Here is a 14,881-nt window from a genome sequence, read left to right as displayed (position 1 = left end):
CCCTGCGAGTTACCGTTCGAGCTGGGCCTCCAACTCCTCCAGCTTTTCACCGGTTTCCAGCCAGGTGGCTTCCGCTTCTTCCAGGGCCGCCCTGGTGGAGGCCTGCTCCGCCAGCAGCTCCCTGAGGCGGCCCTTGCTGGTCTCCTCATAGAGGGAGGCGTCGGACAGCGCCTGCTCCAGCTCCGCCAGCCTGGCCTGGCTGGTTTCCATGGTCTTTTCTGCCCGGGCGAGTTGTTTCCTCCAGGGACTGAGTTGTTGCCTCAGTTCCGCCTGCTCCCGCTTGCGGGCCTTGCGCTGGTCGGCGGTGAGTCCCGCACCGGCGGCCATGACCGTGGCCTGACTGTCCCGTCGCGGCGGCTGGTCGTCGTCCTTACGGCGGTCCGCCAGCCAGCGTTCGTAATCCTCCAGATCACCCTCATAAGCGGTAACCGAGCCATCGTTCACCAGCCAGAACTCGTCCACCGTGTTCCGCAGCAGGTGACGGTCGTGGGAGACCACCACCATGGCACCGTCAAAGTTCTGCAGCGCCATGGTCAGGGCCTGGCGCATCTCCAGATCCAGATGGTTGGTGGGCTCGTCCAGCAGCAACAGGTTGGGTTTCTGCCAGGCAATCACCGCCAGGGCGACCCGGGCCTTCTCGCCCCCGGAGAAGGAATGGATCGGCGACAGGGCCTCATCACCGTGGAAATCAAAGCCCCCCAGGAAGTTGCGGATGCTCTGCTCGGAGGCCCTCGGCGACAGACGCTGCAGGTGCAGGAACGGGCTGGCATCCAGGTCCAGGGATTCGAGCTGGTGCTGGGCAAAGTAACCGATGGCCAGGTGCTCACCGCCGGTGCGCTCGCCGCCCAGCAGGGTAGCTTCCCCCCGCAGGGCATCCATCAGTGTGGACTTGCCGGCACCATTGGGGCCCAGCAGGCCGATACGGCTGCCAGGCAGCAGGGTCAGGTTCAGCCCCGTCAGGATCACCGCCTCTCCATGACCAGCCTGGCCATTGCGGATGGCCAGCAACGGGTTGGACACCTTGTCCGCCACCGGGAAGGTAAAGCTGAAGGGCGAGTCGATATGGGCCGGCGCAATCTGCTCCATGCGCTCCAGGGCCTTGACCCGGCTCTGGGCCTGCCGGGCCTTGGTGGCCTTGGCCCGGAAACGGTCGATAAAGCGCTGGATCTCCGCCACCCGGGCCTGCTGCTTCTCGTAGTTGGCCTGCTGCTGGGCCAGGCGCTCCCGGCGCTGGTCCTCGAAGGCGGAGTAGTTACCGGTGTACTGCACCAGCTTGTTGCGATCGAAGTGGATCACCTGGGTGGCCACCCGGTCCATGAAATCCCGGTCGTGGGAGATAAACAGCAGGGTACCGGAATAACCCGCCAGCCAGTTCTCCAGCCACAGGCAGGCGTCCAGGTCCAGGTGGTTGGTGGGTTCGTCCAGCAGCAACAGGTCCGATGGCTTCATCAGGGCCTGGGCCAGGTTCAGGCGGATCCGCCAGCCACCGGAGAAGGAGGCCACCGGGCGGTCGGCATCCCCGTCGGCAAAACCCAGCCCGCGGATCAGGGCTTCGGCCCGCCGGGACGCGGACCAGGCTTCGTGCAGGTCCAGGTCACCGTGAATCCGAGCCATGGCGAGGTCATCGCCGTTGGCCTCGGCCTGCGCCAGTTCCGCCTCCAGCTCCCGCAGGCGGGTGTCGCCGTCAAGCACGAAATCCCGGGCACTGCGGGGAGAAGCTTCCACCTCCTGGGCCATATGGGCAATCCGGCAGCCCCCGGGCAGGCTTGCCTCCCCCTGCTCGGGACTCAATTGCCCCAATAAAAGCTGGAACAGACTGGATTTGCCGGCGCCGTTGGCACCCACAATGGCAGCACGCTGGCCGGGCTGAATCGTGACGCTGGTGGAGTCTAGCAACCAGACACCGCCGCGTTGTAAACTGAGATTGGTTATCGTAAGCATCGCGGGATTATAACGTCCTAGCGTTCCGTTTAGTGAATTCGTTGACCTACTGCGGGACACCAGCCCGACCAACGACGAGCAAAGAATGCCAGAGAACGACGACCATGACACGACAGCGGGGACAGACACGCCGCTCTGGCGCTTTGCCCTTGCACTCTGGCAACAGGACGCCGCCCGCGACCTCTGTCTGCAACTGCAGGAACAGGGCTGGAGTGTGACCCGGCTGCTCTGTGCGGGCTGGATGGCCCGCCAGGGGCGACACTACTCCGGTGCCGAGCCCGAGTCGCTTCAACAGTGGCGCCGGAATGTGACGGAGTCGATACGAAGCCTGAAGAAATCCCTGGGCAAATCGGATAGTCTGCTCGCCCCCCTGAGGGAGAGCCTGGCCAGGGCCGAACTGGAGGCCGAGCGCATCGAACTCTACCGGGCATGGCAGGCCCTGCGGGACAGCGACCCTGCCGACAGAACCCGCCCGGGGCATTCGATAACGGAGTCCAACCTCCGGCAGGCAGCCCCGGCAACCAACGGCAGCATCAACAGCATGACGGAGCCCATGATCAGACAACTGGCAAAGCTTATAGGCACCGTTCCCGCCGGGCAAAGTCAGCCACCAGGGAGTACGGAGCCATGACCCGCTGGCTGATCCGGCTTGCCTTTCCCGCACTGGGCCTGTTGGTGGCGCTGATCGTGTACGGTGTCAGGGCACCTGAGTCCGCCCCCGAAAAGCCCGAGGAACCCAGGCAATCCAGGGCCATGCCATCCTTCGAGGAACTGGTGCCGGCACCGGTGGTGCCGGAGGGGCCCGACATTGTCTTCAAGTGGCAGGATGACGATGGCAGCTGGCACTACGCCGACCAGCCCCCGAAGGAAGGGCCCTGGTATACCCTCGCGATCGAGTCCGGCCGGAAAACCCAGCCGGTCACCCCCGACAGCCCGGATCCGGCGGAAGAAGACCTGACGTCCCCCTACTCCGCCCCGTTTGCCCTGGAACCCCATTATCCGGAGAACGGTAGCTGATATTCCCACAAGCCGCCCCGACCGGTTTCAGGATTAAGACACCGTCAGTGGTATCAAAGCCTTAAAGGGGTTACCTTTGGCCTTCGTTATGACTCTTCAGACAACACAACCACTGCGACAGGAACCATCATGAAGAAATCGCTTATCGCCCTCTCTGTTGCCGGTATTCTTGCCGGATGCTCGGCAGGCACCCAGACGCCGGAAGTCACCCAGGCGCCGCTGGAAACCAACGGCGAGAAAGTCAGCTACGGCATGGGCATGGTATTCGCCGAACGCATGAAGAACGACCTGCCTGACCTGGAGCTGGACCAGTTCATCGAAGGCTTCCGCCAGGGTCACTCCGGCGAGGGCGAGCCCCGTCTCAGTCGGGAAGAGATCCAGCAGGCCATGATGGCCTACCAGCAGGAGCTGCAGGCAAAACAGCAGCAGGAAATGGATCAGGCCGCCACCGACAATCTGGAGAAAGGCGAAGCCTTCCTGGCGGAGAATGCCGAGCGGGAGGAGGTCATGACCACCGACTCCGGGCTGCAGTACGAGGTACTGGAAGAAGGCGATGGTGAAAAGCCCACCCCTGAGGATGAAGTGAAAGTTCACTACACCGGCGAGTTGCTTTCCGGCGAGGTGTTCGACAGCTCCCGTGAACGGGGCGAGCCGGTCACCTTCCGCCTCAACCAGGTCATCGAGGGCTGGACCGAAGGGCTGCAGCTGATGAGCGAAGGCAGTCGCTACAAACTCTACATTCCCTCCGACCTGGCCTATGGCCCCGGCGGCAACATGAGCATCGGCCCCAACGAAACACTGGTATTTGATGTGGAACTGCTGGAAGTCAACCCGGAAGCAGCCGCGGAGTAATCCGCACGGGATTGAAGATACAAAAAAAAGGGGCAGCGAAGAACGCTGCCCCTTTTTTATGTTCGCTGTCCCGTCCGGTCAACTATCCGGTCACGGTCAATACGGTCAGGCCGAGGACGGCACCTTGCCGGCATGAACATTGTGCAGGTGCTCAATCAGGAAGTCCTCCAGCTCGAAACGGGTCTCCAGGGCCTCGCCCAGCCGGGACAGCTCCGCCATCAGATCATCCATTTCCGACTCGGAAGGCCGCTTGCCGTCCACCCGCTCGTTGAAGTCCAGTACCACCTCGGTGGTCTCGCTGATGCGGGGATAGACTCGACCGGCCAGTTCAATGCCGCCATCGTCAAATTCCCTGGCTTCCTGGATTAACTGCTCGTAGACCTCGAAATGCCCCGCCGAGGTGTAGTCCACCAGGATCTCGCAAAGCCGCTCAAGCTTGTTGCCCAGGTCCTCGGATGGTGTACTCCTGGCCGTATCCGAAAGGTCACAGTAATGGACCAGCAGTTCCTGGCGCTCCTTCAACCAGCGGTCAATCAGCTGATGGACGCCTCCCCAGCGTTCCTTCGCGTCGCGGCAATTGTCTAACATGGTGCCTCCCGGGCAGATTTATTATTGGCCTGTACAGCCGATGTTGACGTAGTGTCCCGTGTCCACGTGAACCAAGTTACCCCAATTCCGATCAGCCGGGCAAGCATCAAAAACCACGCCATAAACGACAACGCCCCGCGGGTGTGGCGGGGCGCTGGTACCTAGCCTGGCAGCATGGATCAGCGGGCGGCGGAACCTCCCCTGATCAGGCCGAACAGGATGCCCAGGGAGGCCACCAAGATCAGGGTGAAGAACATCGCGGTCCACCCCGGGATGCTGATGCCCAGGAAGGTCCACGCCACCTTGGCGCAGTCGCCGGTACCCTTGATCGCCATGGCCAGAACATCCATCAGCGGGAACATCTCCAACATGAAATCCACGGATCCGCCACAGGCAGGCACCTGGTCCGCCGGCAGGCTCTGGAGCCACAACTGGCGGCTGGCCAGACCAATCCCCGCCCCCGCCGACAGGGCCAGCAGAAAACCGTAGAGTCGACCGCCTATGTCGCCGGGATTATGGACCACCGCGACCAGGCTCACCGCTGCCACCGCCATGAACGCAAAACGCTGCAGCCAGCACAGGGGGCAGGGCTCCAGGCCCATGACATACTCCATATAGAAGGCCACAGCCAGCAGCCCGGCGGACACCAGGAACGCAAAGAGAAACACCAACCTGCGCATACAACTCCTTCCTCCTGTCAAAGACCGGTTCCGCGCCCGCCAATGGCTGCATCAACCGGCGGGGCCTGCTATTCTGCGGACCAGACTTCCAATTAAAGTGAACCAAGAACGCCGATGATGAATCGACCCTTTGCCCTCTGGACAACCCTGCTGCTGACCTGTGCCCTGTCATTCCCGGCCCTGGCCGCCGATGAACCCGCGGATGGGGATGAAGCCACCACAGAGTCCTTCACCGAGTACGTGGAAATGACACCACCGTTCGTCACCCATGTTGGCGAACCCACTGAGAGCCCTGCCTACCTCAAGGCCGAGGTCAGCCTTCGGGTTGGTACCGAAACCGCCAGGGATGCCATTGAAACCCACATGCCGCGCCTGCGCCATGAACTGGTCATCCTTTTTGGCGAACAGGCCGACCTCGACACACTGGCCAGCACCGAGGGCCAGAGTGCCGTGCGGCAGGAAGCCCTCAAGCGTCTGAACCAGGTGCTCGCAGACCAGCAGACCGGCGAGGAGATCGTGGACGTACTGTTCACGTCCTTTGTGATTCAGAGACGCTAACGGCAACTGGGACCGTCAACTGGCCAGATAGTTCTCCAGGAATCCGGCAAACGTGCCGGTATCCTCCCGCTCCATGGCCCGCTGGTCGTCCAGGGAGGCCCGGGTCATGCGCTCGAATTCCGCCCTGACCTGCTCGTCCGGCACCGCATCCCGCAGCGACTGCTGGTGCCCGGCGGACAGCGCGAGGGTCCATTCCCGGTGCCCCTGCCCGGTCTCTTCCATGGCGCCCAGGACTCGGGCCGATGGCAGCAGTGCCGGCTGTTCCAGCTTCTGGCGCTGGACGTGCAGGGCTTCCCGGTACACCTTGCCCCCCTGCCAGTGATCAAGCTTTTCCGCCAGCCACTGCAGTTCGTCCAGGGCCTCGGCGGCCGCCGCCATGATGGGTGTTGAGCGATCACAACGATTGATCCGCAGCTCCGGATTACGGCCCTCGTTGACCACATCCTTGTAGTTGTCGTCCAGCCGCTCGCACTCGGCGTCACCAATGCGTGGGCTGTCCTTGAGCAGGCAGCCCAGCAGGAACAGGTCCAGAAAATCCACCTGGGGGGCATTCAGACCCACGGGCGAGAACGGGTCCAGGTCCAGGCAGCGCACCTCGATGTATTCCACGCCCCGGGTATCCAGGGCCTGGATGGGCTTCTCCCCCCGCTCCGTGGTGCGCTTGGGCCGCACGGCACTGTAATACTCGTTCTCGATCTGGAGGATGCTGGTGTTGATCTGGATGAACTGGTCGCCCCGGCGGGTACCGATCTTCTGGTATTCCGGCCAGTCGGTGTGGATGGCCCGGTCCAGGGTCTCGGTGTAGGTCTTCAGTTCGTTGAAACAGATGTTCAGGGACGACTGGGCATTGTTGTGGTACCCCAGGTCCCCCATGCGCAGGGAAGTGGCATGGCGACCGAACCAGGAGTCGTTACCCAGGGGCGCGAGCTGGTGCTTCACGTCCCTCACGAAGCTGGCATCCAGGGCCGGAGAGGCGCCGAAGAGCAGCATCAATAGCCAGCTTTGGCGGCGGAAGTTGCGGATCAGCCAGAAGTACTGGTCCGACTTGAAGTCCTTGAGAGACTGGCGGTTTTCCAGAACATCCTGCCAAGTCTGCCAGAAGCTGTCCGGCAGCGACAGGTTGTAGTGGGCCCCGGCGATGCTCTGCATCATGCGACCGTAACGCACCGCCAGGCCCTGACGGTAGACGTGCTTGAGCTGGCCGATATGGGAGCTGCCATACTCGGCAATGGGAATGCTGGGATCGCCGTCCAGGCCACAGGGCATGCTGGCGGACCAGAGCACCTCGTCCCCCAGGTGCTGGTGCACGAACCAGTGAATATCCCGCAGCGAGGCCAGCATCTCTTCGGTGCTGCGACACACCGGCGTGATCAGCTCCAGCAACGACTCGGAATAGTCGGTGGTAATGCGGGGGTGGGTCAGCGCCGAGCCCAGTGCTTCCGGGTGCGGCGTCTGGGCGATAAACCCGTTGCGGTCAACCCGCAGTCCTTCCTTCTCGGCTCCCTTCAGGAAACCGTCCCAGTCACTGGCCGTCAGCTGTGAAAACAGCGCCTGGCGTGATGCACCCATGGTTGACTCCTCTGATCACCAGGTAAACGGCCTGCTTGCCGTTCCGGACAACGTTTCGGAGCTTCTGGAAAGGGCCCGGACCATTTGATGGGCCCAGGACGTTTTCGGAAGCTTCAGGGCATATGGGGGCAATTGCCCCCAACTCAATAGTTAGCGCTTGTCCTTGGCTGACGCCAGTGCCTGTGCCAGCGCACCGGCCATGGCTCCCTGGGGCTGTTGCTGCGGCTTGCCGCGACCATTCTGGCGGTTGCCGGCCTGCCTCGGCTTGCGGTCGCCCTGCCCCCGTTGCGGCCGGTTGCTCTCGCCAGGCTTGTCATCCAGCCGCATGGACAGGCCAATGCGCTTGCGGGGGATATCCACTTCCATCACCTTGACCTTGACGATATCGCCAGCCTTGACCACCTCGCGGGGGTCCTTGACGAAGTCATGGGACAGGGCCGAGATATGCACCAGGCCGTCCTGGTGGACACCGATATCCACGAACGCCCCGAAATTGGTGACGTTGGTTACCGAGCCTTCCAGGGTCATGCCCGGCTTCAGGTCGTTCAGGGTTTCCACCCCTTCCTGGAAACTGGCAAAACGGAACTCCGGACGCGGGTCCCGACCCGGCTTCTCCAGCTCCGCGATGATATCGCGGATGGTGGGAACACCGAACTGGTCGGTCACGTAATCATTCGGATCCAGGGAACGCAGGAAGCTGACATCACCGACCAGGTCGGCCACCTTACGGTTGTTCCTCGCGGCAATGGCTTCCACCACGCCGTAGGCTTCCGGATGCACGGCGGACCGGTCCAGCGGGTTCTCCCCCTGGCTGATCCGCAGGAAGCCGGCGGCCTGCTCGAAGGTCTTCGGCCCCAGGCGCGGCACCTCCAGCAACTGCTGGCGGCTGCGGAAGCCACCGTTGCGACTGCGGAAATCAATGATGTTCTCGGCGGTGCCGGGATTAAGGCCGGATACCCGGGCCAGCAGTGGTGCGGAGGCGGTGTTCAGGTCCACCCCGACGCCGTTGACACAGTCTTCCACCACCGCGTCCAGGCTGCGGGCCAGTTGCACCTGGGAGACATCGTGCTGGTACTGACCCACGCCGATGGACTTGGGCTCGATCTTGACCAGTTCCGCCAGCGGGTCCTGCAGGCGGCGGGCGATGGACACGGCACCGCGGATGGTCACGTCCAGGTCCGGCAGTTCACGGGAGGCGAACTCGGAGGCGGAATAGATCGAGGCACCGGATTCACTGACCACAATGCGGTTGAGCTTCAGCTCCGGGTAACGTTTGCACAGGTCCGCCACCAGCTTCTCGGTTTCCCGGGAGGCGGTGCCGTTGCCGATGGCCACCAGCTCTATGTTGTACTCGCGGCACCATTTCGCCATCTGCTCGATGGACGGGTCCCACTGATTCTTCGGGGCGTGGGGATAGATGGCGCCATGCCCCGCTACCTGCCCGGTACCGTCGATGATGGCCACCTTGACCCCGGTACGCAGCCCCGGGTCCAGGCCCAGGGTGGCCCGCGGGCCGGCGGGAGCCAGCAGGAGCAGGTCTTTCAGGTTATTGGCGAACACCTGGATGGCCTCGGCTTCGGCGGCTTCGCGCACCTGGGCCATCAGATCGGTTTCCAGTTGGGTGGACAGCTTGACCCGCCAGGTCCAGCGCACCACCTCTGCCAGCCAGCGGTCCGCCGGGCGACCGTTGTCGCGGATGTGCCAGTGGGCGGCAATCTTCGCTTCCGCCGGATGCGGCACGCGGCGATCCTCGCTTTCTCCCTCCACGGCGATACCGTAGGTGAGGATGCCCTCGTTGCGGCCCCGGAGCACGGCCAGGGCCCGGTGGGACGGCATCTTCTTGAGGGGTTCCCGGTGGTCGAAGTAGTCCCGGAACTTGGCCCCCTCGCTCTCCTTACCCTCGATAACGGAGACTTTCAGCTCACCGTCGTTCCACAGGTAATCCCGCAGCCGGCCCAGCAGTTCGGCATCCTCGGCGAAACGTTCCATCAGGATATTGCGGGCACCTTCCAGGGCGGCCTTGGTGTCTTCCACGCCGGCTTCCGGGTTGAGGTAACCGGCGGCCACCGCCTCCGGATCCTGGGTCGGATCGTCGTACAGGGTATCCGCCAGGGGTTCCAGCCCCGCCTCGCGGGCAATCTGGGCCTTGGTGCGGCGCTTGGGCTTGTAGGGCAGGTAGAGATCTTCCAGGCGGTTCTTGGTGTCCGCCTCATCAATGGCCGCCTTGAGCTCATCGGTCAGCTTACCCTGCTCGTCGATGCTCTTGAGGATGGTATCCCGGCGCTCCTCCAGCTCCCGCAGGTACCTCAGGCGCTCCTCCAGGTTACGCAACTGGCTGTCATCCAGGGCGCCCGTCACCTCCTTACGGTAGCGGGCGATGAAAGGCACAGTGGCGCCTTCGTCCAGCAGGGCAATAGTGGCGTTTACCTGTTGTTCACGGACACCGAGTTCTTCGGCAATACGAGCGGGGATACGGATCATTCTGTGTTACCTGAAAGGGGGAATCCCTGGCTGCCACGGCAGTGGGAGATCCCTGACTGTTTTGGATCAAGGGGCAAAAGGTACAGGGCCTTACTCCGGCAGGCAAGCCAGGCGATTACGGTCGTGCAGGAAAGTGATCAGGTCGGACCAGGGCATGGGGCGAGCGTAGTAGTAGCCCTGCACCTCATCGCAGTGCTGATTCCGCAGGAACTCGAGCTGACCCTCGGTTTCCACACCTTCCGCCACCACACTCATCTGCAGGCTGTGGGCCAGGCTGATGATGGCGCGGATGATGTGTTCCGAATCCCCGGACTGGCCCAGGGCCTGCACGAACGACTTGTCGATCTTCACCAGCGAGATGGGCAAATGCTGGAGGTTGGTGAGTGACGAATAACCGGTGCCGAAGTCATCCAGGGCAAAGCTGATACCGAGCTGGCTCAGTTCCCGCAGGCAGCGCTGGGCATAGTCCGGGTCATGCATCATGGCGCTTTCGGTGAGTTCCAGCTCCAGCAGCGTGGTGTCCACATTGGCATTGAAGATTATGCGGAAGATGGTTTCGGTCATCTTGCGGTCGTGGAACTGCCGGAACGACAGGTTAACCGCGACCACCAGACCCGGGAAGCCAAGATCGGCGGCTTCCCGCAGGCGCTGGCAGGCCTGTTCGATCACCCAGTAACCGATGGGCACGATCAGGCCGCTGCGCTCGGCGGCGGGGATGAACTCGTCGGGCATGACCAGGCCCCGGGTGGGGTGGTTCCAGCGGATCAGGCACTCCACACCGCGCACCTCAGCGGTGATCAGGTCAATGCGGGGCTGGTAGTAGAGCTCCAGCTCCCCGGCCCGGAGGGCGTTACGCAGGTCTCCTTCCAGCTTGAGCTGGTGGCCGGCGGAAATGTGCAACTGGCGATTGTAGAAACGGTAGCTGGTACCGGCGTCGCGCTTGGCCTCGAACATGGCACGGTTGGCCCGGCGCAGCAGGGTCTCCGGGGTATCGCCGGCTTCCGGGAAGGTGGACACCCCCAGGCTGGCGGTCACCCCCACCATATTGCCGCCCACATTCACCGGCTCACCCAACACACCCACCAGCTTGCGGACGATGTGGGACAGGTCCAGGGAGTCATCCACATTCTCGGCGATCACCGCCAGTTCGTCACCGCCGATGCGCATCAGCGAGTCCACCCGGCGCATAACCTGGCGCAGGCGCTCCGCCAGCTTGAGCACGAGTTCGTCGCCCCGCCGATAGCCCAGGGATTCGTTCACCGTACGGAAGTCGTCAATGTTGATATGGATCAGCGCCAGTCGGTGATCACCCCGCTCCGCCCGCAGGATGGCCTGCTGTAACCGGTCGAAGAACAGGTTGCGGTTGATGAAGCCGCTGGCCACCTCCCGGCCAAGCTGGCCTCCGGCACTGTCCTCCAGTTGCCGGCGGAACCAGACACAGCGCACCGCACGCCCCAGGGCCCATCGGTCCAGGCGGCCCTTGCTCAGGTAATCGGCGGCGCCACTGGCCAGCAGTTCCGCAGTGACGTCATCCTCGCTGGCTGCGCCGAGGGCAATCACCGGCTTTTCATTACCCGCCACGGACAGGTATTGCAGGAACCCGGCGCCGGAACCGGCATGGAAAGTGGCATCCCAGAGCAACACATCAAAATGGGCATTGTTGAGCAGGTCGCCCACGGCGTCGGGGTCCGGACACCAGGTCAGTTCCGGTACAAAGTCTCCGTGGCCACGGAGCATGCTGCCGTACCAGAGATAGTCGGTTTGTTCCCCGGTCAGGACCAGGATTCGCAGGTTATCGGACTGCATGAAGATTCAGGTGCTCTCTTGATCCGGAGCGTCGCCGCTGCAGGCTCCCGAGGAAACCGTCACGGCCATCATCCGGGAGGTGTCATATCGCCCCACACCAGTCTCCTTAACACTGGTGTCAGCGACTCCGTCCCGCATTTCCATGATTCAGACTAAAAGATAGCCGAAAGCCAGGGAAGATACAGGTTTTACTCTCAGGTAGAATACGCCTTTATGCTATAGGAGCCTCTGACCAGCTCCTGAATCGCCTCTGCTCGCCGCAACGTTCCGAAAGATGGACGCTTCCGTCAAGTCACGCCCTGATTGTGCATGGCCCCGGAAGCCAGAGGCAATCGCCGAATTGTGCAGAGGCCCCATCATCCCGCGCCAGGTGAAATGTGTCACAACTGAACCCGCGTCAACGCGAAGCCGTCCACTACATCGATGGCCCCCTGCTGGTACTGGCCGGGGCCGGCAGTGGCAAGACCAGCGTGATCACCCGCAAAATCGCCTACCTCATCGAGCAGGCAGGCATCCCGGGGCGACATATTGCCGCAGTGACCTTTACCAACAAGGCGGCCCGGGAGATGAAGGAACGGGTCGGCAAGCTGGTGGACCGCAAGCTGACCCGGGGCCTGACGGTTTCCACCTTCCATAACCTGGGCATGCACATCATCCGTGAGGAGCTGGCCCACCTGGGCTACCACCCGGGCTTCTCCATTTTCGATGCGGAAGACGCCAAGGCCCTGCTGCAGGACCTGATGCTGCGTGAAGCCAGCGCCGATGCCGGTGACGAGCTGGCTGACATCCAGAACACCATCTCCACCTGGAAGAACGACATGAAGGGTCCGCAGGACGCCTGGAGCAAGGCGGCGGACGAGCGTGAGCAACGTATCGCGCTGATCTACAAGAGTTACCAGCAGTACCTGAAGGCCTACAACGCGGTGGATTTCGATGACCTGATCCTGCTGCCGGTGCAGTTGTTCCGCACCGTGCCCGAGGCCCTGGCCAAGTGGCGCCGCAAGATCCGCTACATGCTGGTGGACGAGTACCAGGACACCAACCTGTGCCAGTACGAACTGGTCAAGCTGCTGGTGGCGGAACGGGCCGCCTTTACCGTGGTGGGCGATGATGACCAGTCCATCTATGCCTGGCGCGGGGCGCGACCGGAAAACCTGGTCCAGCTCAAGGAGGACTTCCCCAGCCTGAAGATCGTCAAGCTGGAGCAGAACTACCGCTCCACCTCCCGTATCCTGCGCTGTGCCAACGAGGTCATTGCCAATAACCCCCACGTGTTCGAGAAGGCCCTGTGGAGTGACCACACCATTGGCGACGAACTGCGCATCGTGCGCTGCCGCAACGAGGATGCCGAGGCCCAACGGGTAGCCTCCGAGATTATCGATCAGAAGCTGAAGAAAGGTCTGCAGTTCCGGGATTTTGCCGTGCTCTACCGGGGTAACCATCAGGCCCGGCTGCTGGAGATGAAACTGCAGGCATTCCAGATTCCTTACCGCATTTCCGGCGGCCAGTCGTTCTTCTCCAAGAACGAGATCCGCGATGCCATGGCCTACCTGCGGCTGCTGATCAACCCGGATGACGATGCCGCCTTCCTGCGGGTGGTCAACGTGCCCCGGCGGGAGATTGGCCCGCGCACCCTGGAACAACTGAGCCACTACTCGCGATCCCGTGACATCAGCATGCACCGGGCCCTGGACGAAATGGGCGTGGAAACCCATGTCACCGAGAAGGGCCTGGACCGACTGCGGCGCTTCCGCCACTGGGTGGAAGCCACCTGCCGCCGGCTCTATGAAGAGGACCCGATACCGGTTCTGAAGCAGCTATTCACCGATATTGAGTATGAGGAATGGCTGCACCAGCACGCCAGCAGCCCCAAGGCCGCCGAGCGGCGGATGGAGAATATCTGGTACCTGATCGAGTCGGTCCAGCGCATGCTCGACAATGACAAGGGCACCGCCAATGAAACCACCATCGAGGACGCCATCAGCCGCCTGATCCTGCGGGACCTGATGGAGCAGCAGGAGGAAGAGGACGACAGCGACAAGGTGCAGCTGCTGACCCTGCATGCCTCCAAGGGGCTGGAGTTTCCCCACGTCTTCATCATGGGCCTGGAGGAGGAAATCCTGCCCCACCGCTCCAGCATTGAGGAAGGCAACATAGAGGAAGAGCGTCGGCTGATGTACGTAGGTATCACCCGGGCCCGGGAAACGCTCACACTGACGTTTGCGGCCCAACGTCGCCAGTACGGCGAGAAGATCGAGACCATTCCCAGCCGGTTCCTGGACGAACTGCCGGAGGGCGATGTCCTGCGGGAAGGGATGGGCGACCTGGACCAGGAAGCCAACCAGCAGAAGGGCAAGGCCACGCTGAGTGCGCTATTGGGAGACCTGGAAGGGTAAGCGGAGTAAGGCAGAAAACGGGCCAGCGCATGGCGCCGGCCCGTGAATGATGTTACTGGACTTCGTTCACCATATGCTCAACGGCAGCCTGGATTTCCTCATCGGAACAGCCGCTGCAACCACCCTTCGGCGGCATGGCATTGAAGCCGTTGATAGCATGATCAACCAGGGTTTCCAGGCCCTTGTCGACCCGGGCGCCCCAGGCATCGGCATCACCGAATACCGGCGCACCCGCCACACCGGAAGCGTGGCAACTCTGGCAGGAAGAACTGTAGACCTCTTCACCGGAACGGGGCCCATCACTGGATGCGGCAGCCGGCGCCGCGGTGCCACATTCCTCACCTTGGAGGCAGACTTTGCCAACCGGCGCGATGCGCTCGCGGATCTGATCCTCGACACTCGCCATTACAGCGCCAGCGGTCAGGCCGAATGCAACCAGTACGGCCGCCAGAACTTTCGTTATTTTCACAGTGCACCTCTCATCAGAGCCTATTGGGAAGCCAGACGTTGTACAGGGCGGATATCCAGAGGCCCCCAAAGTTATATGTGGGCGCATTATAGCGGGTGAAGCCGGGCAAAAAAACCAACAAACCGCTAAGATGGGTCGGAGTATCCCGGTAGCCGCTTCCAACAGACAACCACAGGACCTCCATGACAGACAGACCTTCCCAGGAAACCCATCCGTGGCGTAAACCACTTGTTGTCATCGAGACGCTCGCCCTGGTCGTGCTGATTGGCTCGATGGCGCTGCTGGGCCGCCAGGGATCGGAAGGCGATCCGGTTCACGCGGCCTGGCTACTGTTGCCCGCCGTCGCCAGCCTGGTGGTGTTCCTGTGCTTCCTGGGGCTGATGTACCTTCGCTGGATCGCGTCTGCCGGAGGCACTGCTGGCCGTCGCCAGAAACTGCTATTCTCACTACTGGCGCTGACCCTGCTGGGATTGTGGGCCTATGCCATTGCCCAGACATGGCATAGCCTGCCCTAGTTTTCCGTC

Annotated in this window: 13 protein-coding genes; 6 read left to right on the top strand and 7 right to left on the bottom strand. The window is 62.5% G+C overall.

Going from position 1 to position 14,881, the window contains the following annotated elements; genetic code table 11:
- Positions 1 to 9: 9 nt before the first annotated feature.
- A complete protein-coding gene (locus ACJO3T_RS10760; RefSeq protein WP_406963650.1) occupies positions 10 to 1,941 on the bottom strand; it encodes an ATP-binding cassette domain-containing protein in 1,932 nt (643 codons plus the stop codon).
- Positions 1,942 to 2,026: 85 nt separating this feature from the next.
- On the opposite strand from ACJO3T_RS10760, the gene ACJO3T_RS10755 reads away from it, so the two are divergent.
- The 3 genes from ACJO3T_RS10755 to bamJ all read left to right on the top strand — a co-directional run bounded on the left by ACJO3T_RS10755 (position 2,027) and on the right by bamJ (position 3,810).
- Entirely contained in the window at positions 2,027 to 2,572 is a 546-nt protein-coding gene (locus tag ACJO3T_RS10755) for a DUF2390 domain-containing protein (protein ID WP_406963649.1), read from the top strand.
- Positions 2,569 to 2,958, top strand: a complete 390-nt coding sequence (locus tag ACJO3T_RS10750) for a DUF4124 domain-containing protein (protein ID WP_406963648.1) — start codon at positions 2,569 to 2,571, stop codon at positions 2,956 to 2,958. The genes ACJO3T_RS10755 and ACJO3T_RS10750 overlap by 4 nt, the downstream gene beginning before the upstream one ends.
- A 129-nt stretch (positions 2,959 to 3,087) precedes the next feature.
- Entirely contained in the window at positions 3,088 to 3,810 is a 723-nt protein-coding gene (gene bamJ, locus ACJO3T_RS10745) for a BamJ family beta-barrel-assembly machinery protein (RefSeq protein WP_406978470.1), read from the top strand.
- A 105-nt stretch (positions 3,811 to 3,915) separates the two neighbouring features.
- Here the strand turns inward: bamJ and rsd are convergent, their stop codons facing one another.
- Positions 3,916 to 4,398 (bottom strand): sigma D regulator, encoded by a 483-nt coding sequence (rsd, locus tag ACJO3T_RS10740; RefSeq protein WP_406963646.1) that lies wholly within the window; start codon positions 4,396 to 4,398, stop codon positions 3,916 to 3,918.
- Between the two features lie 179 nt (positions 4,399 to 4,577).
- Complete coding sequence (locus tag ACJO3T_RS10735) at positions 4,578 to 5,078, bottom strand: disulfide bond formation protein B (RefSeq protein WP_406978469.1); 501 nt, start codon at positions 5,076 to 5,078, stop codon at positions 4,578 to 4,580.
- A 114-nt stretch (positions 5,079 to 5,192) separates the two neighbouring features.
- Between ACJO3T_RS10735 and ACJO3T_RS10730 the strand changes: the two genes are divergently transcribed.
- Positions 5,193 to 5,636, top strand: coding sequence for a flagellar basal body-associated FliL family protein (locus ACJO3T_RS10730; protein ID WP_406963644.1), 444 nt, complete (start codon positions 5,193 to 5,195; stop codon positions 5,634 to 5,636).
- Between the two features lie 15 nt (positions 5,637 to 5,651).
- Here ACJO3T_RS10730 and gshA read toward each other — a convergent pair whose 3' ends face one another.
- The 3 genes from gshA to ACJO3T_RS10715 form a co-directional block, all read right to left on the bottom strand.
- Entirely contained in the window at positions 5,652 to 7,205 is a 1,554-nt protein-coding gene (gshA, locus tag ACJO3T_RS10725) for a glutamate--cysteine ligase (RefSeq protein WP_406978468.1), read from the bottom strand.
- Between the two features lie 150 nt (positions 7,206 to 7,355).
- Positions 7,356 to 9,686, bottom strand: coding sequence for a Tex family protein (locus ACJO3T_RS10720; protein WP_406978467.1), 2,331 nt, complete (start codon positions 9,684 to 9,686; stop codon positions 7,356 to 7,358).
- A 90-nt stretch (positions 9,687 to 9,776) separates the two neighbouring features.
- Positions 9,777 to 11,492, bottom strand: coding sequence for an EAL domain-containing protein (locus tag ACJO3T_RS10715; protein WP_406963641.1), 1,716 nt, complete (start codon positions 11,490 to 11,492; stop codon positions 9,777 to 9,779).
- Positions 11,493 to 11,869: 377 nt separating this feature from the next.
- Here ACJO3T_RS10715 and rep point away from each other — a divergent pair, with 377 nt between their 5' ends.
- Positions 11,870 to 13,888 (top strand): DNA helicase Rep, encoded by a 2,019-nt coding sequence (gene rep / locus ACJO3T_RS10710; protein ID WP_406963640.1) that lies wholly within the window; start codon positions 11,870 to 11,872, stop codon positions 13,886 to 13,888.
- Positions 13,889 to 13,940: 52 nt separating this feature from the next.
- On the opposite strand, the gene ACJO3T_RS10705 is transcribed toward rep, so the two are convergent.
- A complete protein-coding gene (locus tag ACJO3T_RS10705) occupies positions 13,941 to 14,351 on the bottom strand; it encodes a c-type cytochrome (RefSeq protein WP_406964125.1) in 411 nt (136 codons plus the stop codon).
- Positions 14,352 to 14,539: 188 nt separating this feature from the next.
- Between ACJO3T_RS10705 and ACJO3T_RS10700 the strand changes: the two genes are divergently transcribed.
- On the top strand, positions 14,540 to 14,872 hold the full coding sequence (locus tag ACJO3T_RS10700) for a hypothetical protein (protein ID WP_406963639.1): 333 nt from the start codon (positions 14,540 to 14,542) through the stop codon (positions 14,870 to 14,872).
- Positions 14,873 to 14,881 lie beyond the last annotated feature (9 nt).

It is taken from the genome of Marinobacter shunpengi (assembly GCF_045449715.1).
Lineage (GTDB): Bacteria > Pseudomonadota > Gammaproteobacteria > Pseudomonadales > Oleiphilaceae > Marinobacter.
Note: the sequence above shows the minus strand (reverse complement) of the source record. Positions and strands in the feature narration are given on the sequence as shown.